This is a genomic window from Mesorhizobium sp. XAP4 (assembly GCF_029269325.1).
Taxonomy (GTDB): Bacteria; Pseudomonadota; Alphaproteobacteria; order Rhizobiales; family Rhizobiaceae; genus Mesorhizobium; species Mesorhizobium ciceri.
In genome coordinates, this window is sequence record NZ_JARIXW010000005.1 from 294,089 (window position 1) to 314,262 (window position 20,174).

At 62.2% G+C, this 20,174-nt stretch carries 24 protein-coding genes; 14 read left to right on the forward strand and 10 right to left on the reverse strand.

The window, feature by feature from the left end:
• Positions 1–63: 63 nt before the first annotated feature.
• The 3 genes from P3C39_RS22820 to P3C39_RS22830 all read left to right on the forward strand — a co-directional run bounded on the left by P3C39_RS22820 (position 64) and on the right by P3C39_RS22830 (position 3,984).
• On the forward strand, positions 64–1,416 hold the full coding sequence (locus tag P3C39_RS22820; RefSeq protein WP_275954325.1) for a sugar ABC transporter permease: 1,353 nt from the start codon (positions 64–66) through the stop codon (positions 1,414–1,416).
• Between the two features lie 11 nt (positions 1,417–1,427).
• Entirely contained in the window at positions 1,428–2,261 is an 834-nt protein-coding gene (locus P3C39_RS22825; RefSeq protein WP_275954324.1) for an ATP-binding cassette domain-containing protein, read from the forward strand.
• A gap of 94 nt (positions 2,262–2,355) precedes the next feature.
• Positions 2,356–3,984: a CHASE domain-containing protein gene (locus P3C39_RS22830; protein WP_275954323.1), complete on the forward strand. Its 1,629-nt coding sequence runs from the start codon at positions 2,356–2,358 to the stop codon at positions 3,982–3,984.
• Positions 3,985–4,079: 95 nt separating this feature from the next.
• Here the strand turns inward: P3C39_RS22830 and P3C39_RS22835 are convergent, their stop codons facing one another.
• The 6 genes from P3C39_RS22835 to P3C39_RS22860 form a co-directional block, all read right to left on the reverse strand.
• Positions 4,080–4,325 carry a YMGG-like glycine zipper-containing protein gene (locus tag P3C39_RS22835; RefSeq protein ID WP_013529278.1) on the reverse strand — a complete coding sequence of 82 codons (246 nt, stop codon included), beginning with the start codon at positions 4,323–4,325 and terminating at the stop codon, positions 4,080–4,082.
• 83 nt (positions 4,326–4,408) lie between these two features.
• The gene (locus tag P3C39_RS22840; RefSeq protein WP_275954322.1) at positions 4,409–4,735 is read right to left on the reverse strand and encodes a hypothetical protein; all 327 of its coding nucleotides are present in this window, start codon (positions 4,733–4,735) and stop codon (positions 4,409–4,411) included.
• Positions 4,736–4,856: 121 nt separating this feature from the next.
• On the reverse strand, positions 4,857–5,036 hold the full coding sequence (locus tag P3C39_RS22845; RefSeq protein WP_275954321.1) for a hypothetical protein: 180 nt from the start codon (positions 5,034–5,036) through the stop codon (positions 4,857–4,859).
• 123 nt (positions 5,037–5,159) lie between these two features.
• Positions 5,160–6,191 (reverse strand): sensor histidine kinase, encoded by a 1,032-nt coding sequence (locus P3C39_RS22850; protein WP_063169141.1) that lies wholly within the window; start codon positions 6,189–6,191, stop codon positions 5,160–5,162.
• Between the two features lie 179 nt (positions 6,192–6,370).
• Complete coding sequence (locus P3C39_RS22855; RefSeq protein ID WP_013529282.1) at positions 6,371–6,538, reverse strand: DUF1328 domain-containing protein; 168 nt, start codon at positions 6,536–6,538, stop codon at positions 6,371–6,373.
• 227 nt (positions 6,539–6,765) lie between these two features.
• Positions 6,766–7,560 carry a response regulator gene (locus P3C39_RS22860; RefSeq protein WP_013529283.1) on the reverse strand — a complete coding sequence of 265 codons (795 nt, stop codon included), beginning with the start codon at positions 7,558–7,560 and terminating at the stop codon, positions 6,766–6,768.
• Positions 7,561–7,773: 213 nt separating this feature from the next.
• Here P3C39_RS22860 and P3C39_RS22865 point away from each other — a divergent pair, with 213 nt between their 5' ends.
• On the forward strand, positions 7,774–7,977 hold the full coding sequence (locus P3C39_RS22865) for a NepR family anti-sigma factor (RefSeq protein WP_032809255.1): 204 nt from the start codon (positions 7,774–7,776) through the stop codon (positions 7,975–7,977).
• A 3-nt stretch (positions 7,978–7,980) separates the two neighbouring features.
• Entirely contained in the window at positions 7,981–8,532 is a 552-nt protein-coding gene (locus P3C39_RS22870; RefSeq protein ID WP_013529285.1) for an RNA polymerase sigma factor, read from the forward strand.
• Between the two features lie 13 nt (positions 8,533–8,545).
• On the opposite strand, the gene P3C39_RS22875 is transcribed toward P3C39_RS22870, so the two are convergent.
• Positions 8,546–8,917: a response regulator gene (locus P3C39_RS22875; RefSeq protein ID WP_027163154.1), complete on the reverse strand. Its 372-nt coding sequence runs from the start codon at positions 8,915–8,917 to the stop codon at positions 8,546–8,548.
• Between the two features lie 168 nt (positions 8,918–9,085).
• Between P3C39_RS22875 and P3C39_RS22880 the strand changes: the two genes are divergently transcribed.
• The 3 genes from P3C39_RS22880 to P3C39_RS22890 all read left to right on the forward strand — a co-directional run bounded on the left by P3C39_RS22880 (position 9,086) and on the right by P3C39_RS22890 (position 10,772).
• On the forward strand, positions 9,086–9,847 hold the full coding sequence (locus P3C39_RS22880; protein ID WP_027163153.1) for a Crp/Fnr family transcriptional regulator: 762 nt from the start codon (positions 9,086–9,088) through the stop codon (positions 9,845–9,847).
• A 128-nt stretch (positions 9,848–9,975) separates the two neighbouring features.
• Entirely contained in the window at positions 9,976–10,302 is a 327-nt protein-coding gene (locus P3C39_RS22885; RefSeq protein WP_013529287.1) for a DUF883 family protein, read from the forward strand.
• 11 nt (positions 10,303–10,313) lie between these two features.
• The gene (locus P3C39_RS22890; RefSeq protein ID WP_013529288.1) at positions 10,314–10,772 is read left to right on the forward strand and encodes a hypothetical protein; all 459 of its coding nucleotides are present in this window, start codon (positions 10,314–10,316) and stop codon (positions 10,770–10,772) included.
• A gap of 13 nt (positions 10,773–10,785) precedes the next feature.
• On the opposite strand, the gene P3C39_RS22895 is transcribed toward P3C39_RS22890, so the two are convergent.
• A complete protein-coding gene (locus P3C39_RS22895; protein WP_275954424.1) occupies positions 10,786–12,261 on the reverse strand; it encodes an HWE histidine kinase domain-containing protein in 1,476 nt (491 codons plus the stop codon).
• A gap of 206 nt (positions 12,262–12,467) precedes the next feature.
• On the opposite strand from P3C39_RS22895, the gene P3C39_RS22900 reads away from it, so the two are divergent.
• Complete coding sequence (locus tag P3C39_RS22900) at positions 12,468–12,671, forward strand: hypothetical protein (RefSeq protein ID WP_013529290.1); 204 nt, start codon at positions 12,468–12,470, stop codon at positions 12,669–12,671.
• Between the two features lie 29 nt (positions 12,672–12,700).
• On the opposite strand, the gene P3C39_RS22905 is transcribed toward P3C39_RS22900, so the two are convergent.
• Positions 12,701–13,621 carry a diacylglycerol kinase family protein gene (locus tag P3C39_RS22905; RefSeq protein ID WP_063173814.1) on the reverse strand — a complete coding sequence of 307 codons (921 nt, stop codon included), beginning with the start codon at positions 13,619–13,621 and terminating at the stop codon, positions 12,701–12,703.
• A gap of 250 nt (positions 13,622–13,871) precedes the next feature.
• Between P3C39_RS22905 and P3C39_RS22910 the strand changes: the two genes are divergently transcribed.
• On the forward strand, positions 13,872–15,191 hold the full coding sequence (locus P3C39_RS22910; RefSeq protein ID WP_063169140.1) for a PRC-barrel domain-containing protein: 1,320 nt from the start codon (positions 13,872–13,874) through the stop codon (positions 15,189–15,191).
• A 51-nt stretch (positions 15,192–15,242) separates the two neighbouring features.
• On the opposite strand, the gene P3C39_RS22915 is transcribed toward P3C39_RS22910, so the two are convergent.
• Positions 15,243–16,814 (reverse strand): alkaline phosphatase family protein, encoded by a 1,572-nt coding sequence (locus P3C39_RS22915; protein WP_275954320.1) that lies wholly within the window; start codon positions 16,812–16,814, stop codon positions 15,243–15,245.
• 226 nt (positions 16,815–17,040) lie between these two features.
• Here P3C39_RS22915 and P3C39_RS22920 point away from each other — a divergent pair, with 226 nt between their 5' ends.
• The 4 genes from P3C39_RS22920 to P3C39_RS22935 all read left to right on the forward strand — a co-directional run bounded on the left by P3C39_RS22920 (position 17,041) and on the right by P3C39_RS22935 (position 20,099).
• The gene (locus tag P3C39_RS22920) at positions 17,041–17,973 is read left to right on the forward strand and encodes a VOC family protein (protein ID WP_024503019.1); all 933 of its coding nucleotides are present in this window, start codon (positions 17,041–17,043) and stop codon (positions 17,971–17,973) included.
• 4 nt (positions 17,974–17,977) lie between these two features.
• Complete coding sequence (locus tag P3C39_RS22925) at positions 17,978–18,598, forward strand: alpha/beta hydrolase (RefSeq protein ID WP_027163149.1); 621 nt, start codon at positions 17,978–17,980, stop codon at positions 18,596–18,598.
• 2 nt (positions 18,599–18,600) lie between these two features.
• The gene (locus P3C39_RS22930) at positions 18,601–18,900 is read left to right on the forward strand and encodes a GNAT family N-acetyltransferase (protein WP_013529296.1); all 300 of its coding nucleotides are present in this window, start codon (positions 18,601–18,603) and stop codon (positions 18,898–18,900) included.
• A gap of 140 nt (positions 18,901–19,040) precedes the next feature.
• Positions 19,041–20,099 (forward strand): dipeptidase, encoded by a 1,059-nt coding sequence (locus tag P3C39_RS22935; RefSeq protein ID WP_013529297.1) that lies wholly within the window; start codon positions 19,041–19,043, stop codon positions 20,097–20,099.
• Positions 20,100–20,174: the final 75 nt, after the last annotated feature.

A 20,174-nucleotide genomic window follows, 5' to 3' on the forward strand; every position in this document is an offset into this window, starting at 1 on the left:
GCGGATAGCTTCTAGGCTGGGCTCCGGCATGCGCGTCAGACGGCCAGCCGGTGGGAGGAAATCATGACCGACACGACGTCCAACCCGCAGGCCGATACGGCGCGCGCGTCGGAACTCGGCGCCGTCGCCCGGTTCCTGAAGGCGACCGAGATCGACACCCGGATGCTCGGCATGATCGGCGCGCTGCTGGTCATCTGGATTGGGCTGCATGTCATTTCAAGCCTGCGCCTCGGCGTCAATCCGCTCGATTTCGACAGCCGCACCTTTCTCACGCCGCGCAATCTGTGGAACCTGTCGGTGCAGACATCCGCGGTCGCCATCATGGCCTGCGGCATGGTGCTGGTCATCGTCATGCGCAACATCGACCTGTCGGTCGGTTCCGCCGAGGGCCTGATCGGCATGGTGATGGGATTTGCCCAGGTGCATTTCCTGGTGCGTTTTGTCGGGCTCGAACTCGGCAATCCGTGGATCTGGGTCCTGGCGCTGGTCATCGGCCTGGCGCTCGGCCTGTTGATCGGCGCCTTTCAAGGCTTCGTCATCGCCTATCTCGAAGTGCCCGCCTTTATCGTGACGCTGGGCGGCCTGCTGGTCTGGCGCGGTGCTGCCTGGTGGGTCACATCAGGCCAGACCGTGGCGCCGCTTAACGCCACCTTTCAGCTGATGGGCGGCGGGCCGGCGGGATCGATCGGCGCAACCTGGAGCTGGGTTGTCGGGATCGTCGCCTGCCTCGCCGTGGTGTTTGGGCTGTTCAACGGGCGGGTGCAGCGCAAGCGTTTCCGTTTTCCGCTACGTCCGATCTGGGCCGAGGCGCTGCTCGGTGTCGTCACCTGCGGCGCCATCATGGGTGCGGTCTGGCTCGCCAACTCCTACCCCTGGCCGATCGGCATCGTGAACAGATATGCGGTCGCCAACAACATCACCGTTCCCGAAGGCGGCCTGTTCATCGCCCACGGTATCGCCATACCGGTGCTGATGGCGGTCGCCGTCGGGCTGGTCATGACCTTCATCACCAACCGCACCCGTTTCGGCCGCTATGTCTTCGCCATCGGCGGCAATCCCGAGGCGGCCAATCTCGCCGGCATCAACACGCGCTGGATCACCGTGAAGGTGTTCATGATCATGGGCGTGCTGGCCACGATTGCCGCGGCGATCTCGTCGGCCCGGCAGAATTCGGCCACCAACGTGCTTGGAACGCTCGACGAGCTGCTCGTCATTGCAGCCGCCGTGATCGGTGGCACGTCGCTAGCCGGCGGGTCGGGAACGATCATCGGCGCCATGCTCGGCGCCCTGCTGATGCAATCGCTGCAGTCCGGCATGGTGCTGCTTGGTGTCGACTCGCCGCTGCAGAGCATCGTCGTCGGCGCCGTACTGGTGATCGCCGTGTGGCTCGACACCGTCTATCGCAAGCGCGTCTAGGAGGGCATGCCATGACTGACAAGACTGCTCCTGCAGCCACCGCGCTGATCGACATGAGGAACATCTCGATCGCGTTTGGCGGCATCCGCGCCGTCGACGACGCCTCGATCGATCTTTTCCCCGGCGAGGTCGTGGCGCTGCTCGGCCATAATGGCGCCGGCAAGTCGACATTGATCAAGATCCTGTCCGGCGCCTACAAGCGCGATTCGGGCCAGATCTTCGTCAACGGCGAGGAGGCATCGATCTCCAACCCGCGCGACGCCAAGAAATACGGCATCGAGACGATCTACCAGACGCTGGCGTTGGCCGACAATGTCGACGCCGCCGCCAATCTGTTCCTCGGCCGCGAGTTGATGACCGCCTGGGGAACGCTCGACGACGTTGCCATGGAGGCCGAGGCGCGCAAGGTGATGGGTCGGCTCAATCCCCGGTTCCAGCGTTTCAAGGAGCCGGTGATCAAGCTGTCGGGCGGCCAGCGGCAATCGGTGGCGATCGCGCGTGCGATCCTGTTCAACGCCCGCATCCTGATCATGGACGAGCCGACGGCCGCACTTGGTCCGCAGGAAACGGCGCAGGTCGGCGAACTGGTCAAGCAGCTGAAGTCCGACGGCATCGGCATCTTCCTGATCAGCCACGACATCCACGATGTGTTCGAGCTTGCCGACCGGGTCTGCGTCATGAAGAACGGCCAGGTGGTCGGCACCGCCCGCACCACTGATGTCACCCAGGACGAGGTGCTGGGCATGATCATTCTGGGCAAATGCCCGCCAGGCGCCATTCCCGGACCGGGCGCGCTGAAGATCGCGGCCCGAGATCAAGCCAGATCGCGGTTGCCGGACACGTGATATGCCAGCCGTAGGGATGGCTTGGCCTTGGCATTGTGTTGGCAGGGCGACTTGCGCATAAAGGTCCGACATTGCTCAGGGACCGCACGATCCGTTGAAGAAGCTTTTCCCGATCATCGCCTTTATCGCCGTCGCGCTGATCAGCATGGTGATGGCAGGTTTTGCCTACTTCGCCACGCAGGAAGCCGCGCGCATCAAGTTCGAGGCGACTGCCGACGATGCGCTCAACCGGATCGAGAGCCGCATCGACCTGCATCTGTCGCTGCTGCGCTCGACGCAGGCCCTGTTCGACGCCCGCAATGGCGGTATTTCTCGCAGTGAGTTCAAGGCGTTCTTCACTGCGCTCGATGTCGACAAGAATTTCGCCGGCTTGCGCGGCATCGGCTTCCTCAGGCTGGCAAAGACGGGCGACGAGGCGACGGTCGAACGCGACATGCTGCACGATTATGGCGTCAGTCATCCAATCTACCCGGATACCACGCAACCCTGGCGCACCCCTATCGTGCTGTTCGAACCGCTGGATTCATCCAATCAGGCCGGCATCGGCTACGACATGTTCAGCGAACCGGTGCGGCGTGCGGCGATCGAAAAGGCGATGTCCGACGACCAGCAGCACGCCAGCGGGCTGGTGCAGCTGGGCCAGGACACGGGCGCCGCGCAGACGTTCACCGGCTTCTTCGTTTTCGTGCGGCTCAATGTCGAAACCGCTCCCGACGTCATCAATGCTTCGAGATCCTCGACATCAGGTTTTCTCTATGCGGCCTTTCGGGCTCGCGATCTGTTCCAGACCGCGCTCAGCCGGTCGCCGCTTTTGCCGGTCAACACCGAAATCTATGATGGCGATGGTGCCGTGAACGGCGACAATCTGTTGTTCCGGTCGGAGACGCCGCCGGCTTCCACTTTCGGGAACAGGCTGCTGGTCACGCGAAAGATCATCGTCGCCGGACAGCCATGGACTGTCCTGTTCCGGCCGACAAGCGCCTTCTCGCAGCCGTCGTCGCGCGCCATTCCGGTGATGCTGGGGCTGTTCGGCCTGCTGTTGGCGGGCGCAATCGCGCTTGTGGCGCGCTATCAGGAGCGGGCCTATGAGGCAGCGTCGCGATTGCACGAAACGACGGAAAAGAGCCTGATCGAAAAAGACCTGATGCTGCAGGAGATGAAGCATCGCATCAAGAATTCGATCACCAGGGTGCTGGCGATCGCGCGTCAGACGGCATCGCGGGCGACCGACGTCAACGAGTTTTCAGCGTCCTTCTCGGCTAGGCTGCAGGCGATGGCGGCCTCCCAGGACATGCTGACGCGCTCACGCTGGCAGAAGGCGGATCTTGGCGATCTCCTGCGCATCGAGCTGGGTCAGGTGTTCGGCAAGGAGCTGCCCGATGAGCTGTTGTCGGGACCACAGGTGCTGCTCGACGAAACCACGACGCAAGCGCTCGGCCTGACCTTCCACGAACTGGCGACGAATGCGCTGAAATACGGCGAGGCCGGCAATTCCGTTGGGGCGCTGAAGGTGGACTGGTCGCTCGAAGGCCGAGGGCGCGACAGGATGCTGGCTCTCAACTGGCGCGAAAACGGGCAGAAGAAACTTGAAGCGCCCGCCGAGACCGGATTCGGCACCAAGCTGATCGACCTCAACGTGACGCGCGAATTGCGCGGTACGATCAAACGGGATTACCAAGCCAATGGGCTGAACGTGGAAATCAAAATTCCACTCGCCAATTGAGCGCGACCGTTGCCGACAAGGGGGAAGCATCCAGACATCAAAAACCCGGAAGCCGGCGGACCGGCCTCCGGATCGACGTTTCGATTATCGCCGAATTAGTTGCAGCGAGCCGTGTAGATCCGGCCGCGATGATCGCGATATTGGCAATAGCCGTTGCGCAGGTTGCGCACCAGCAGGCCGGAACCGGCACCCACGGCCGCGCCGATCAGCGCGCCCTTACCGCCGCCGACCAAGCCGCCGACACCGGCGCCGATCAAGCCGCCGCCAACCACGTCCTTCTCAGTCGAGGTGCAGCCGCTGACCGCGACCACCGCAACCAGGGCAATAATCATCTTCCGCATAGAGTCACTCCTCACTTTGTGTCCTCACTTTAGTAAGCTCCAGCCGCCATTTAGCATGAAATGACGGCCTTTGCTGCTGCAATCTATTGTTGGTGAAGATAGTCTTTTTCTGGGCGTATCGTGTTCGATGCCATTACCAGGCTGGAAATTGCCAAAGACGCGTCAAGCGTACCATCGGCGCGCACATTCCAGACGATCTGATCATAGTCGTCCTCAAGCGCCGGATCGACCGCAAGACATTTGGCGACGATGTGGTCAGCCTGCCCTTGCACGTCGCCCAAGACGAATGGGTGTTCGGCCACGCATTGCTCGGCCGTCGCGAAAACGCTTACGGGCACCTGGAGTTCACGGCAGTCGGCCATCGTGTTCGAGCAACCGATGACCAGCAACAATGCAGCGATATGTTCCATGGCGAGAAGTCCTCTCGCCATAGTAACGATCTACATTCGCCAAAGTTCCTGGCTGGCTTGATCGGCCGGGGAAATAAGATGGCGCTACAGCCGATTCGGCCACCGGCCGAAACGAGGTGGCCTAGTAGACCAGTTGGTGCAGGGCGACCGCCATGATCACCGCCACCAAGGCCAGCGCAACAAGGCGCAAAGCTCCGTTGGGAACAGGAGCCAGCGGTGGCGCGGAAGCCTCGGAGTCCTCAAACTCGCCCATGGAAGTCCGGGCGGCCTGCTCCAGTCTGTTCATGTCGGCAACCGTCAAGGCATTCCTCCCACCATGCTGCAAATCCTGCTGCGGAAATGTTCGGTGATGCAACAAGTTCCAGCGGTATCCGGGAAAAACAGCATCTGCTTTTATGGTGAACGGCGGGTTAAGGAAGGTCGCTCAATCCGTCTCGAAATTGCCGTGCGGAACGACAAGGCGGTATTCAAGGCGGCCAGCCGCGATTTCGAGCGTCGCCGTTCCGTTCAGTGACGCCGGCACGACCCGTTCGAGTGCGACGCTGCCGAAGCGCTTCTCGCTACGCCTGACATCACTGGCGCCGATTGCCTCCGCCCATGTCAGGGACAGGGAGGTTCCCGTGTCGTCGGCGGTCAGGTTGGCTGTAACATTGACGTACCCGCCGGGCCGCGACAGGGCGCCGTAGCTCACCGAATTGACGGCGAGTTCATGCATCGCAAGGCCGATATGCAAGGCAGCGTTGGGATTGAGATAGGGGTTTGCCCCCTGAAACCTCAGGCTCCGAACCGGATCGCCGCCATAGCGGCCAACCTGGCCCGACACGAGTTCGCGAAGTGCTGCACCCCGCCAGTTGGAAGAGGTCACGAGATCCTGGGACGAGGCCAGCGATTGCAGCCGGCCGCGAAAGCGTGTCAGGAAATCGCCGATGCTGTCGGAGTAGCGGCCGGTCTGGGTGGCTATGCTCTGGATGATCGCCAGCAGGTTTTTGGAGCGATGGCTCACCTCTCGCAACAGCGTCGTCAGGGTCTGCTCGCGGCGCTTCTGCTCCGTCGTCTCGACCATCGTGGTGACGACGCCTTGCACGGTGCCACCATCGCCGTGATCGGCATCGATCCACACCTCGAACCAGCGGCTGCCATCCTCGACGGGAACGCTGATCTCGAGACGTTGGGGGTTGCCGGATGCAATGACGTCGCGCTTGGCCGCGCCGATGCGGTCGGCCTGCGCCTCCGGCAGGATGCCGATGCTGTCGGCGGTGTCCGAAACCCAGGGCGCACGCATGTTGCGCGCCCATACGGTTTTCATCTCGCGATCCTGGTAGAGAACGGAAATGCCGGCATTGTGCAACGCGTGAAGAAGAGCACGACCGAGCTGCATGCCGCTGTCGGCGGGATGGAGGGCGATGACTTCATCGCTTTGCACGGCGTCTTTCCTGTTTCCGGTCCTGGAACCCATCGGCCAATCTGTCCACCCAATTCAGGCTGAACGGCTCATCGTTGAATGGGTTCCAAACAGGTTTCCGGAAAACCCGCCGCTAAAAACGGTCCGCCGGACGGCGTCCTTTGAGGGACACCGCCCGGCGGTGGCTGGAAACCGTTTGAGGGGTGCGGCTTCCAGTGTTCGGCCGTCCGTCCTTACGAAGCCCGTTTGAACAGGCCCGCAAGAAGCGAAATGACCAGGAAGGCGAGGAAGATGAAAAACAATATCTGCGCTATGCCGGCGGAGGTACCGGCGATGCCGCCGAAACCAAGCGCGCCGGCGATGATGGCAACGACGAGAAATACGAGCGCCCAGTAAAGCATGATCCATCTCCTTCGAATGGTGCGATGAAAACGTGGGTGGTTGCGGTTTGTTCCCACCCTTTGCCGAAAAAGACCGTGCTTGCAAATCGTTCGAGCGGAAGCGCAGGAATTCAACGTCGCCGCCCGGGTGCATCAGGCGGCACGAAGTGACGAATTGATCATCTGGAGAGATTCGGGAGCGAGGCTATCGCCTTGGGTTCGTCAATTCCTCCACTCCCAATTCCCGACTATGCGGCGGCTTTCGCCTGCCGGTCAAAGAACAGTGCCTGGCTGATCAGCGCCTTGACCATGTCGGGATTGAACGGCTTGGTGACCAGGAAGGCCGGTTCCGGTCGTTCACCAGTCAACAGGCGCTCGGGGAAGGCGGTGATGAAGATGACCGGCACCGACGTCGATGACAGGATTTCGTTCACGGCCTCGATGCCGGAACTGCCGTCGGCAAGCTGGATGTCGGCCAGCACCATCTTCGGCCGCGTCTTGCCGAACATCATCACTGCCTCGGCATGGGTGCGCGCCGTTCCAACGACGCGGTGCCCGAGGCTCTCGACCATTTCTTCGATATCCATGGCGATCAGCGGTTCATCCTCGATGATCAGAACGTCGGTTGCCACCTGACGGGATATCTCGTTGCTCGCCTGGGCAAGCAACTCTGAAAACTCCTGGTCACCGACGTCAAGGATCTCAGCCGCTTCCTCCTCGCTGAAGCCTTCGACCGCCACGAGCAGGAAGGCCTGACGGGGCCGTGGTGCAATCGCATTCAGATTGGCGGCGGTGCGCTGTTCCCACGCCGATTGCGCCTGTTCCTGTGGAACGCGGATGGCGACCGATGTGAAAAGCTTGGCGAAAACCTTGTACAGCGCGATGCGGTCGCTCGATGCTTCGGGAAATATCTCGATATCGGCGATGATGGCCTCAAGCATCGCAGCGACCAGCGCATCACCACTCTCTTGCGACCCGGAAACAGCCCGCGAGAAGCGGCGCAGGAAGGGCAGATGTGGTGCGATGGTGGCGGATAAGCTCATGGTAAGACGTCTCCCTCAGAATGACGCGATTGCGTAGCAGGTCAAGCTGACTGCAAGCCCTGATAACGCGGATTTTTTGAAAAAGTTCCACCTCGACGGAACAAAAGCCGGGAAGTGGCGTTTGTGGTGGGGATGGGCAACCAGACGAGGGCGCCGCTTGCGTTGTGTTGAGTACGGTAAGAGCGGCTTGAGCGCTGGGAATACAAGGGCAAAATGAAGGATATGACGAAAGATATTCTGACTGGCGCCGAGAGCAGGCGCCGGAACGGTTCTGGTGACGCTCTTGGGCCGAACTCCGAAATCGGACGCAAACTCAAACAATATTACGACGCGCTGGTCTCCGACGATGTGCCGGATCGCTTTTCCCAGTTGCTTAGCCAACTGGAACAGGCTGAACCCGCACAGAAGAAGGACTGAGGCATGGCCGCGGTCTCACAAGGCTTCAAGACTGATCTGCTTGGGGCAATCCCAAGTCTGCGCGCGTTTGCTGTGTCGCTGACGCAAAATGCCGATAAAGCCGACGACCTCGTCCAGGAAACACTCGTCAAGGCTTGGGACAAGCATGAGAGCTTCCAGCCCGGCACCAATCTCAAGGCCTGGCTTTTCACCATCCTGCGCAACGAGTTCTATTCGCAAATGCGCAAGCGCGGGCGCGAAGTGCAGGACAGCGACGGTATCATGACGGCCAGGCTTGCCGTTCATCCGGCCCAGCACGGCCAACTCGACCTTAAGGACTTTCGCGGGGCGCTGGAGCAGTTGCCGGAGGACCAACGCGAAGCCATCATCCTCATCGGCGCATCTGGTTTCTCCTACGAGGAGGCCGCGGAGATCTGCGGCTGCGCGGTGGGGACGATCAAGAGCCGCGTCAGCCGAGCCCGTACCCGCTTGCAGGAGATCCTGAAAATATCAGGTGAGGACGAGTATGGTCCGGACGCGATTTCGGCCCAGGTAACGAGTTCGCCGGCGAGCTGACCGCGATCGCGTCTCAAGCGCGTCCGCAGGCCGCCGCGACCGCTTGCACCAGGTCTTCGCCTGAGTAGGGTTTGCCAACCAGCCTGACGCCCGGAAACGATGCCTTGATTTCATCGGCATCCGAATAGCCGGACGCAAACACGAAAGGTATGCCTGCCGCGCGCAGCCCGGAAGCGAAATCGATCGTCGAGGCGCCGCCCAGCATCAAGTCGACAATGGCTGCATCGAATCGCGTGGCGACTTCCCGGCCATCGACCTCGGTCAGGTCACGGGCGATCACCACCTCATCGGCGCCATGATCGCGGCAAAGTTGCTCGACATCCATGGCGATGAGAAATTCGTCCTCCAAAACGAGAATCCGCAATCCGTCAAGCAATGTGGGCACAGGCAAAGACTCCTTGAAACGCCGGAGTCATGATCGCTAATTGGCTTGCTGTCATTTAAAAAAGACATGTGGCCAGCGGGCGGAACCTCAATCCTTGCAACGCGTTGAAACGCGGCTCTCCAAGAGCGGCTTTCGAAGGGGGTCGAGCGGGCTTTCGAAGGGGGCGAAATGTCAGTCCAGAACAATAACGCTTTCTCCAGCCGCCAATATCCCTGCGAGAACTGCCCATTGCGGCCGTTGCCGGTTTTCCGCGACTTCGAAGAACAGGAGCTGGCCTTCATCAGCAAATTCAAGAAGGGTGAACTCGCGGTCGATAAGGGCGACACGGTGCTGGTGGAGGGAAGCCATAGCGCCCATCTCTACACCGTGCTCTCCGGCTGGGCGTTTCGCTACAAGCTGCTGCGGGACGGCCGTCGCCAGATCCTCAATTATCTCATGCCCGGGGATCTGATCGGCCTGCAAGGCAGTGTGATGGGCGAGATGCAGCATTCCGTCGAGGCACTCTCACCGATGCTGCTGTGTGTTTTCGAGCGCGAATATCTGCACGAGCTGTACCGCAATCATCCCGGGCTGGCCTACGACATCACCTGGATCGCATCGCGCGAGGAGCGGATGCTGGACGAGAATCTGCTCAGCCTCGGGCGCCGCAGTGCGATCGAGCGCGCCGCCTATCTCATCGCCTTCATCGGCAGCCGGGCCAAGGTCGTCGGACTGAATGGCAGCCAATCCGTCCAGATACCGATCACGCAGCAGCACATTGCCGATACGCTCGGCCTGTCGCTGGTTCACACCAACAAGACGATCCGCAAGCTGATGGATCGCAAGCTGATCGTCTGGCGCGACGGCGGCTGCGCGGTCTCCGACAATGAAGGGCTCAAGCGGCTCGCCGGCTGGGAAGGACTGGGCGAGGCGCGCCGGCCACTAATCTGAGGAAGCGTCTTTTTGCGAAGCCGGCGGATCGGGTGCGCGCCGATGCGTTTTCGGCTACTTTGTCCGCAGTGCCGGAACCATGAGGCGCGCAGCGCGTTTGAAACCGAGCAATCACAAGGAGTTAAGCCATGGCCACTGCCGCAGGAAAGACCGCAACCGACGCCCGTGCAAATGCGGACCTGGAAGCCGACATCAGGCAGTTGAAGGCCGACATCGACAAGCTCACCAAACAACTGGCCAAGACCGGCGAGCATGGCTATGGCACCGCGCGCCGTGCAGCGACAGAAGGGGTCGAGCAGTTGCGCGCGCAGGGCGAAGCAGCCTTTGACAGCTTGCGCAGCAATGCCAAGGACATCGAAGCGCAGATGATGGCAAGCGTGCGTGAAAAGCCGGTGACGTCACTGGCAATCGCCGCTGGCGTCGGCTTCCTTTTCGCGCTCATCGCGCGTCGCTAGTCGCGCTACAGATGGGAATGTTGGCAACCCTGATCTCGGGCCTCGCCTCGGGGGAAACCGTGGCCGCCGTTCATCGGGCGCGCACGGCGGCAATCGTCTATGTGATCGCCATGGCCGCTGCGCTTTGCGGTCTCGGCTTTCTGGTCGGGGCCGCCTATATCTGGACGGCGATGCGCTACGGGTCGCTTGCCGCCGCGCTGGGGTTTGGCGCCGGTTTCCTGGTGCTCGCCGGACTTATCCTGCTGATCTACCGGATATCCGCAGGTTCGCGCGCCCGGCGCCGGGCGCAGCGCCGCAATGCCGACATGAAGGCGATCGGCGTCACCGCCGCACTCGCCGTGCTGCCGAGCCTGCTCAAGGGAAAAGGCGGTCTCGGCGCCATTCTGGGGCCGGCCGTGGCGCTCGCGGCCTACGCCATCTACCGCGAGAATGTGAAATCCGACGATCCGGATGAGAGCGAGCGGACGTAGAGCTGATGGGAGATCACTTCGACAGCTCTTCCAGGGGCATCGATATTTCGGCAAACACGCCTTCCGGCCGGAATTCATGGGTCACTTCGCTGGAAATGACCTTGGCCAGGCTGCGGCGAATGAGGATAGAGCCGAAGCCTTGCCGATCCGGCGGAGCGACTTGCGGCCCGCCGCTTTCGCGCCAGGTCAGCACAAGACGCCGGGCATCCTTCCTGCCTTGCGTCCTCCAGCCGAGGTCGACCCTGCCTGACGGCACCGACAGCGAGCCATATTTCAGCGCGTTGCTGGCGAGTTCATGCAGGATCAGGCCAAGCCCGACGGCCTGGTCGGGCGACAGCAGCAGGTCGTCGCCGGAGATCGTCATGCGCGGCTGCTCGGCCGTTTCGAAAGGTCTGACCTCGATCTGGACGAGTTCACTGATGCCGATGCCACGCCACTCGCGGTCCGACAACAGATTGTGGGCGATGCCCAAGGCCTGAAGCCTGGCGCCGAAGGCCTCGAGGAACTGGCTTGGCTGGCGGGCATGGCGCACGGTCTGGGTTGCCAGCGCCTGGACGGTCGCCAAAGTGTTCTTGACGCGATGGTTGAGTTCACGCAGCAGCAGCCGTTGCCGTTCGTCGCCGAGCTTGCGCTCGGAGATGTCGTAATTGACGCCGAAGATCAATGTCGGCTTGCCGTCGCCGTCACGCTCGATCACACGGCCGCGCGTGGCGAGCCAGCGCGGCGGGTGAAAGCCCTTCACCCGGTATTCGCCGAAATAGTCGTCGCTGCCGGTCAAGGCGTCGCGAAAGCGGGTTTCGGTCTGGTAGACGTCGCGCGGATCGATGGCGGTGAGGATGTCGCGTGCGCGCAGCCGGTTGGAGCGCGGCAGGTTGAACAGCTCCGACATCAATGTGTCGCATTCGATGACATCGGTGCGGATATCCCATGCCCAGCTGGCGAGCGAGGCCGCATCGAGTGCGATGGCGCGTCGTTTTTCCTCGCGCGCAAGTGCGGCCTCGGCGATCGCGCCGCTGCGGGTTGCATCCTTTAGGGTGAACAGGCTGGCGGCGAGGCCGGCGAGCGCCTTCAACTGGTCGAGCTCGGCTCGGGATGGAAAACCATGCGGCTCGCGGTCGAGCACGCACAGCGTGCCGATGCGGGCACCTGCCACGACCATCGGCGCGCCGGCATAGAAGCGGACATGGTGCTTTCCGGTGACCAGCGGGTTGGTCTTGAAACGGGGGTCCGCCGTTGCATCCACGACCACCATCGGCTCGTCGCCCGCGGCAATCGCATGGGCGCAGAAGGAGACGTTGGTCGCGGTTTCGGTCTCGTCCAGGCCGAAGCAGGATTTGAACCAATGCCGTTCAAGGTCGACGAGTGTGACCAGGGCCATCGGCACCTGCATCACCGCTGCGGCAAGGCTGCTGACGTGGTCGAAATCGGGGTCGGCCGCCGTATCCAGCATCTCCAATCCGTGCAGCACGGCCAGCCGGTCGACATCCATGACTGCTAGCGCAACTTCGGCCGGCAGATCGGGTGCTGTTTGCGTCTTGCCAATCACCCCAATTGCCTCGTCCCGGTCTTCGTCGCCGCATGCTTGCGCTGGTGCAAGGCCAGCACGCTTTTCCGGAACCATCCTAGCGAGGAACCGTTACCCGACCATGATTTGCCGGGCGCGCCAGTTGGTGCAGAATGAGACAGGGATCGAGCATGGCCAAGATCATTCCAGAAAACAAGGCGCGGCAGGGGCGATGGGGCTGGCATGGATTTCGGATCCTGATCGCCGCACTGCTTCTGGTGTTTGCTGCATGGGGCATTGCCGAGATCTATGGTGTGTTGATCAAGGCGCCTAACAGCGATGAACAGCATGTCCCCACACCGCCCAACACCACCGAGCAGGCTCCTGCCGGGTAAAGCCGGTCTGTCCGTTGCGTCGCACCTCATCAGGCGGCTCTCGACTGGGCCGCGCTCGCCGGAACCAATACATTCAGTGCGCCAGGCTGGATCTCGATTACCGTTTCACGGTCAAGCCTGACCAGTTCGCCGTCCATGACGGCGCGAAATTTGCTGCTGCCCGAATGGATTTTCAGCACCGTTCTGTTCGCCTGGTGGATTTCGACATGTTCGTTGTCGCGCCATTTGCCGCGCGCCATGTTGAAGAAGAACTTGACCAGTTCGGCGCGCTGCTTCGCCACCGTGACATAGACACCGAGCACGCCGCCCGCAGGATTGTCGGCATAAGGCAGATGGCCTTCGCCGAATAAGTTGTTGGTGATGCCGATGCCGGTGATGCGTGCCGCCATTTCGGCGTCGCCGATGCTGAGCGTCACATTCATCGCAGGTGGATTGTTGATCGTTGCCCAAGCCGCCTTGGCCGAGGCGCGGATCTTTCCCAACCGCGAACCGAACTCCATCTTCTGGCGCAGTTGCACCATCTTCGCGTGCATGCCGATCGAGAACTGGTGCACGAAAGGTTGGCCATTGGCCGTCGCCACATCGACAGCAATGATTTCGCCGTCGGCGAAGGATTTCAGCGCCCCGTCGAGCGACTGCGGAATGCCCAACCCGCGTGCGAACAGGTTCATGGTGCCGGCTGGCAATATGGCAAGCGCCTTCTTCGTGCCCATCAGTCGGGCGGCCGCGGCGGAAATGGTCCCGTCGCCGCCACCCGCCAGCACGATGTCGACCGAGCGACGCGAAGCGGCGTTGTCCAGCGTCTCCACCACATCCTTGCCGGCGACAATTTCGATGCTGAGCGAGTGGCCTGCCGTTTCCAGCGTCTGATGCATCCTGTCGGAGAAAGCGGCGAGGTCGGTGGTGCGCAAAGTGCCGCCGTCCCGGTTCAGCACCGCTGCAAATCTCATGCCCCGCTCCACCAGGTCAGCCAAAAGGCGGCCGGGATATACCCAGCCAACGGCTGAAACGCGGCGTCGACAGAAAGGTTCCTCTTGCCACGGGGTGACTACCCCAGCGGCTCAATAATTTCCGTGGTTTCGTTCCCGGACCGCAGCGCTTTGTCGGAACAACTGACCCGGTCACGACGTTGTGAACCTGCAGATGCCGCGTTCCCCAAGGAGACGCGGCGCGTGAGATCAGGCACGAGGAGAGACTACCATGATCCGCAATCTTTTAGCCACGACGGCGCTCGCAACCTTTGTCGCGACCGGCGCCTATGCGCAGAACGCAACAAATACGGCGCCTGCCACGCCCGCCGTCCAGGAGCCCGCCGCCGCTCCTGTGGCACGCGCAGAGGGCAGCATCGTCACCAACATCATCGGTGAGTCCGTCTACAACGGCACCGGCGACGATGCCGAAAACATCGGCAAGGTCAGCGACGTCGTGTTCGACAAGGATGGGCAGGCGAAATCCGTTGTCATCGACGTCGGCGGTTTTCTGGGTGTCGGCGCCAAAAGCGTTGCTTTCGATTACGGCAAGCTGCAGTGGGCCGAAAAGAATGGCGACCGCTGGTTGGTGGCCCAGACGACCAAGGACGAACTGACGGCGCAGGCAGAATTCGATAAAAAGCCTTACAGCCCGACCCCAGCACCTGCGGCATCGACCGACGCAACAGCGCCGGCAGCACCCGCGACGACGGACACAGCGCAAAAGCCTGTCGACATGAACGCCGCTTCGGCAGAACCAGTCAAGCGCGCCGACGGCAATCTCGCCACCAACATCATCGGGGAAAACGTCTATAACGGCACCGGCGATGACGCCCAGAACATCGGCGACGTCAACGACATTGTGCTGACCAAGGATGGCAAGGCGCAGTACTTGGTCATCGGCGTCGGCGGTTTCCTAGGCCTTGGCGCCAAGAACGTCACCTATGACTTCTCGAAGGCGCAGTGGGCCGAGAAGAATGGCGACCGCTGGCTGGTCGCCCAGACCACCAAGGAAGAATTGCAGGCGCAGCCGGATTTCAACCGCAAGGCCTATGACCCTGCGCCGGCAACGACGGCTTCGAATGCGCCGGCAGCAGTCGCGCCCGCCGCAGCCCCTGCCGTCGCTCCGTCCGACAAGACGGCACAGGCTCCGGCGCCCACGACCCCCGATGCCTCGGCTCCGGACCAGACAAAGACCGCAGCCATCGACAAGTCGACGCTGACCGAGATGCCGGTTGGTGAGATTCGCGCCGATGACCTCAAGGGCACGACTGTCTATGGCGCCAACGACGCCAAGGTCGGCGAGATCGGCGATGTCGTGCTTGCGCCCGACAAGAAGGCCGATGCGGTGATCGTCGATGTCGGTGGCTTTCTCGGCATTGGCGAGAAGGAAGTCGCGGTCGGCATGGATAATCTCAAATTCATGACCGACAAGGCGGGCAACAAATACCTGTACACGACCTTCACCAAGGAACAGCTCGAGGCACAAACCGCCTATGACAAGGGCAGCTATGCCGAGAAGCGCGATCAGCAGCGCATGATCGTCAGGTAGTTTCCACCCAGTCGGATACAGGCCCGCGCCGGCAACGATGCGGGCCTGTGTTCATGTGTGGCATGGAGGCAGGCCAGCGGCATGGCCGACGAGGCCGTTCTCGGTCAATTCGGCCAGTGCCAGCGATTGGTCGAGATGTTCGGCTCGCCAGGCGAGCAGCCGTTCGGCGAATTCCAGACGCACGGCGAGATGGCTGGGGTCGGCCGCGAGATTGTCCAATTCGTCCGGATCGTTTTCCAGATCGAACAGCAGCGGCGGCAGGTTGCCGCCGAAATGCACATATTTGAAACGCTCCGTGCGGATAACGGCGAGATTGCATTGGCGTGAGGCGATGCCGAAATGGCGTTCGGCCTCGCCCGCGACAACCGAGCGGAAATCGAACTCCCAATGCGCGGCATCGCGCCACGCCGCAGGGGTTTCCCCGCTCAGGAACGGCTTCAGCGACCTGCCGTCGAGATGCGGCGCGGGCTCTTCGCCGAGCAGGTCGAGAAACGTCGGCAAAATGTCGACCGCTTCCGTGAAGCTGTCTACCTTGCCGCCGGCCGCCTTGCCGTGGCGCGGATCGCGGATGATCAGCGGAATGTGGTAGCTGCCGTCGAAATAGCCGCCCTTGCCCAGCATGAAATGGTCGCCCATCATCTCGGCATGGTCCGAGGTCAGCACGATGATGGTGTCGTCCCACGCGCCGGCCGCCTTGACCGCTTGCCAGATGCGGCCGAGCTGGGCGTCGACCTCGGAAATCATGCCGTAATAGATCGCGCGGAGGACGCGAAAATCGTCTTCGCTCCAGTCGCGCACCTTGCCGCTGGCGTCGGGGCGAAATTTCATCTGTTTCTGCCGGCCGAGATCATAGGCTAGATAGGGATGGTTTTCCGCCTCCTCCTGCCAGCTTGCCGCGCGCCGGAAGGCCGGGCCGTCAGCCGGATCGTACATTGTGTTGTAGGGCTCCGGCACTATGAAGGGCGGGTGCGGGCTGATGAAGGAAACATGCGCGAACCACGGCGCGGCGTGCTCCTGTTCGCCAAGCCAACGCGCGAATTCGCCGGTCAGGAAGGCCGCCGGAGTTTGTTGCCCGGAGTAGACGGGCGGCGCGTTGCTGACGGTGGTCCCGACCGCGCCGTCGGCCACCGGGCGATGGATGTCGCGGGATCCGGCGCTGGCGTCGACACCTTGCAGCTCCAGCCAGGATAGCCATTGCTTCTGATGCTCGGGCAGCAACTGGCGCACCGTAAAGCCCGGCAGCACGCCTTCATAGCTTTGCAGCCGCGGATCGCCCGGCGCCAGCAGGCGCGGATCGAGCGACACATCGGTGTAGCCGAACAGCGTCGGATCATAGCCCAGGGCGCGAGCCGAAAGCGCAATGTTGCCGTGGCGAGCGTCGAGCGGCGTGCCATTGCGGCAGACGCGGTTGTTCATCTGGTAGAGGCCGGTGTAGAGGCAGGCGCGGGCGGGCGAGCAGGGCGCCGCGCCGCCATAATGCCGGTTGAACAGCACACCCTCCGCGGCCAAAGCGTCGGCATGCGGCGTCTGCACGACCGGATGACCGGCGGCGGACAGACAATCGCCACGCCACTGGTCGCATGTGATCAGGAGAATGTTAGGCCGCCTGGCTTTTCCACTCACTCACGATACCTTTGTCCCGGGATGTCGAACGCCGTTTATGGAACCGAATTCTGGCCATGGCGCAAGTCTGACCTGCGAACCAATTGGTGAACGAACCTTGTTCCATCGTTCACTTTTATGACACAGTCCATTCTGTGTTTGCCGCCTTTGCGGAAACTGCCCTGGTCCTCATATTGGCGTGGACAGCGGCGAGGGCCGCACATGTACCAAGGGAAGGAGCAAGACAATGCTCGACCAGATCAAGGGCCTGCATCACGTCACGTCGATGGCCAGGGATGCCCGCCAGAACAACGATTTCTTCACCAGGAAACTCGGTCAGCGCCGGGTCAAGAAGACCGTCAATTTCGACGCGCCCGATGTTTATCACCTTTATTACGGTGACGAGGCCGGTACGCCGGGTTCGGTGATGACCTATTTCCCCTTCCCCGACATCGGCAAGGGCCGGCATGGGGTCGGGGAAGTCGGAACCACCGTCTACTCGGTGCCGGAAGGCACGCTTGGCTATTGGGAAAAACGCTTTGCCGATGAGGGCGTCACCGGCCTCTCGCGCGAAGAAACCTTCGGTGAGAAGCGCCTGGCTTTTGCCGGACCGGATGGTGACGGCTTCGCGCTGGTCGAGTGCAAGAGCGACAGCAGAGCACCCTGGGCGAAAGGCGGCGTTCCCACGGATGAGGCGATCCGAGGCTTTCATTCCGTGTCGCTCAGGCTGAAGGATGGCGGCGCCACGGAAGAGCTGCTGAAGTTCATGGGCTATGAGGAAGTCGACAAGTCCGGCAATCTCAGGCGGCTGGCGGTGAAGAACGGCAATGGCGCCGATGTCATCGACATCGAATCGCTGCCGAGCACTGCCTTCGCCGATCTCGGCGCCGGCTCCGTCCATCACGTCGCCTTCGCGGTCGAGAACCGCGCCAGGCAGCTGGAAGTACGCAAGGCGTTGATGGACACCGGCTATGGGGTGACGCCGGTGATCGACCGCGACTACTTCTGGGCGATCTATTTCCGCACACCGGGTGGCGTGCTGTTCGAAGTCGCCACCAACGAGCCGGGTTTCGATCGCGACGAGGATACCGCTCATCTGGGCGAGGCGCTGAAGCTGCCGACGCAGCACCAGCACCTGCGGCCCTATCTCGAACAGCATCTGCAAAAGTTGGAAGGCTGAGGCCATGAGCAAGGACGCTTACATCCACAAGGTGCTGCCCGGTTCGCCGGGCGGTCCATTGCTGTTCGTCTTCCATGGCACGGGAGGCGATGAGAATCAGCTTCTGTCGCTGGGGCGCGATCTCGCGCCCCAGGCAACCATCGTCTCGCCGCGCGGTGATGTGTCGGAACAAGGTGCCGCGCGCTTCTTTCGCCGCGCCGCCGAGGGCATCTACGATATGGACGACCTGGCGCGGGCGACGACCAAGATGGCGGGCTTCGTCAAGGCCCATGTTGAAGCAGCGAAGCCATCGGCCGTGCTGGGTCTCGGCTATTCCAACGGCGCCAATGTCCTGGCCTCGGTGGTGTTCGCAGTTCCAGCGCTGTTCGACGCGTCGGTGCTGATGCATCCGCTGATCCCGTTCGAACCTGAGGTCAAGGGCAGCCTCGCCGGCCGCCATATCCTGGTGACCGCCGGCAAGCGCGATCCGATCTGTCCACCGAACCTGACCACGCGGCTCGAGGCCTATTTGCGTGCCGACGGCGCCGATGTCACAGTGGAATGGCACGATGGCGGGCACGAGGTGCGGCCAAACGAGATCGAGGCGGCACGGCGGTTCTTTGCCGATACTGCCCAAGGAGCATAGCAATGCCTGACCAACTGCCTGAGATCGAACTTGAGGATCGCGGTTCCAAGGGCCGCTACGTCCTGCGTGGACCCGATGGCGCCGAGGCCGAGATGACTTTCACCAAGATCGGTGAGCACCAGATCATCATCGACCACACCGAAGTGCCGGACGTCTTTCGCGGCCAGGGTGCCGGGCTTCGGCTTGTCACCCGCGCCGTCGAGGATGCGCGTGCGGCGGGCAAGAAGATCATCCCGCTCTGCCCGTTCGCCAACGCCCAGTTCCGCCGCCATCAGGAATGGGCCGACGTGCTGAAGCGGTAGGGATTCGTTGCTTGGAAACGGCGCGGCAAGCGGCTGCCATCCCACCGGGGCGGCTTTGGCATTTGCGCGGGTGGCGCATCCTGCCTAAGTAGATAGGATATATCTTAGCCGCGCCGACAAACGAACCGAATGATCCCCCAATGACCGAAACAGATCTCGTTCCCGTCTTCGACGGCCACAACGATACGTTGCTCAGACTCCATCAGTCGAAAGACACGGACGTCGAAAAACTGTTCATCGAGGGGAAATCGGGCGGCCATATCGACCTGCCACGCGCGAAAGCCGGCGGCTTCGCCGGGGGCATGTTCGCCATCTTTCCGCCGCCTGTCGAGAAATCCAGGCGCGGCGCCGTGCCCCTGGCGCCGGGTGCCGCCGAACCGCTGCCGCCCGAGGTTCCGCGCAATGAGGCGCTGACCTCGACCATCGCGATGGCCTCGATCCTGTTCAGGCTGGAACGGGCCGGAGCGCTCACCGTCTGCCGCAGCGCCGGCGATGTGCGCAATGCCATGGCGCAAGGGTCGATCGCCGCGGTGTTCCACATCGAAGGGGTCGAGGCGATCGATCCCGAGCTCACCATGCTCGACGTGCTGCATGAAGCCGGCCTGCGCTCGCTCGGCATCGTCTGGAGCCGTCCGAACGCCTTTGGCCACGGCGTGCCGTTCCGCTTCCCGTCTTCGCCCGACACCGGCCCTGGCCTGACCGATGCCGGCAAGGCGCTGGTCAAGGCCTGCAACCAGTTGAAGATCATGATCGACCTGTCGCATCTCAACGAGAAGGGCTTTCGCGATGTCGCCGCACTCAGCGATGCGCCGCTGGTGGCGACCCATTCCAACGTGCACGCGATCTGCGGCCATTCGCGTAACTTGACCGACTGGCAGCTCGGCGCGATCCGCGAAACCGGCGGCATGGTCGGGCTGAACTTCGCAACCGGCTTCCTGCGCGAGGACGGTCGCATGAATGCCGACACCAGCCTCGATATCATGGTGCGCCATATCGATTCGCTGCTGCAGGCGCTGGGTGAGGACGGCGTTGGTCTTGGCTCCGATTTCGACGGCGCCATGATCCCGGCCGTCATCGGCGATGTCGCCGGCCTGCCGAAGCTGATCGATGCATTGGCGGCACGCGGTTTCGGCCGCGCGCTGATCGAAAAAATCGCCTATCGCAACTGGCTCAATATGCTCGAGAAAACGATAGGTTAGAGACAGCCTGCGGCATGGTGTGTTCGGCCCGCCGGCATATGTCGACAAGGACATAGTTCGTCGGTGGAAGCCGGA

What these genes read in the sequence shown, in the direction of transcription:
- P3C39_RS22820 (WP_275954325.1), top strand. Translation starts at nt 64, where the DNA reads ATGACCGACACGACGTCCAACCCGCAGGCCGATACGGCGCGCGCGTCG.
- P3C39_RS22825 (WP_275954324.1), top strand. Translation starts at nt 1,428, where the DNA reads ATGACTGACAAGACTGCTCCTGCAGCCACCGCGCTGATCGACATGAGG.
- P3C39_RS22835 (WP_013529278.1), bottom strand. Translation starts at nt 4,325, where the DNA reads ATGCGGAAGATGATTATTGCCCTGGTTGCGGTGGTCGCGGTCAGCGGC.
- P3C39_RS22840 (WP_275954322.1), bottom strand. Translation starts at nt 4,735, where the DNA reads ATGGAACATATCGCTGCATTGTTGCTGGTCATCGGTTGCTCGAACACG.
- P3C39_RS22850 (WP_063169141.1), bottom strand. Translation starts at nt 6,191, where the DNA reads ATGGGTTCCAGGACCGGAAACAGGAAAGACGCCGTGCAAAGCGATGAA.
- P3C39_RS22855 (WP_013529282.1), bottom strand. Translation starts at nt 6,538, where the DNA reads ATGCTTTACTGGGCGCTCGTATTTCTCGTCGTTGCCATCATCGCCGGC.
- P3C39_RS22860 (WP_013529283.1), bottom strand. Translation starts at nt 7,560, where the DNA reads ATGAGCTTATCCGCCACCATCGCACCACATCTGCCCTTCCTGCGCCGC.
- P3C39_RS22865 (WP_032809255.1), top strand. Translation starts at nt 7,774, where the DNA reads ATGAAGGATATGACGAAAGATATTCTGACTGGCGCCGAGAGCAGGCGC.
- P3C39_RS22870 (WP_013529285.1), top strand. Translation starts at nt 7,981, where the DNA reads ATGGCCGCGGTCTCACAAGGCTTCAAGACTGATCTGCTTGGGGCAATC.
- P3C39_RS22880 (WP_027163153.1), top strand. Translation starts at nt 9,086, where the DNA reads ATGTCAGTCCAGAACAATAACGCTTTCTCCAGCCGCCAATATCCCTGC.
- P3C39_RS22885 (WP_013529287.1), top strand. Translation starts at nt 9,976, where the DNA reads ATGGCCACTGCCGCAGGAAAGACCGCAACCGACGCCCGTGCAAATGCG.
- P3C39_RS22890 (WP_013529288.1), top strand. Translation starts at nt 10,314, where the DNA reads ATGGGAATGTTGGCAACCCTGATCTCGGGCCTCGCCTCGGGGGAAACC.
- P3C39_RS22895 (WP_275954424.1), bottom strand. Translation starts at nt 12,261, where the DNA reads ATGGATGTCGACCGGCTGGCCGTGCTGCACGGATTGGAGATGCTGGAT.
- P3C39_RS22900 (WP_013529290.1), top strand. Translation starts at nt 12,468, where the DNA reads ATGGCCAAGATCATTCCAGAAAACAAGGCGCGGCAGGGGCGATGGGGC.
- P3C39_RS22905 (WP_063173814.1), bottom strand. Translation starts at nt 13,621, where the DNA reads ATGAGATTTGCAGCGGTGCTGAACCGGGACGGCGGCACTTTGCGCACC.
- P3C39_RS22910 (WP_063169140.1), top strand. Translation starts at nt 13,872, where the DNA reads ATGATCCGCAATCTTTTAGCCACGACGGCGCTCGCAACCTTTGTCGCG.
- P3C39_RS22920 (WP_024503019.1), top strand. Translation starts at nt 17,041, where the DNA reads ATGCTCGACCAGATCAAGGGCCTGCATCACGTCACGTCGATGGCCAGG.
- P3C39_RS22925 (WP_027163149.1), top strand. Translation starts at nt 17,978, where the DNA reads ATGAGCAAGGACGCTTACATCCACAAGGTGCTGCCCGGTTCGCCGGGC.
- P3C39_RS22930 (WP_013529296.1), top strand. Translation starts at nt 18,601, where the DNA reads ATGCCTGACCAACTGCCTGAGATCGAACTTGAGGATCGCGGTTCCAAG.
- P3C39_RS22935 (WP_013529297.1), top strand. Translation starts at nt 19,041, where the DNA reads ATGACCGAAACAGATCTCGTTCCCGTCTTCGACGGCCACAACGATACG.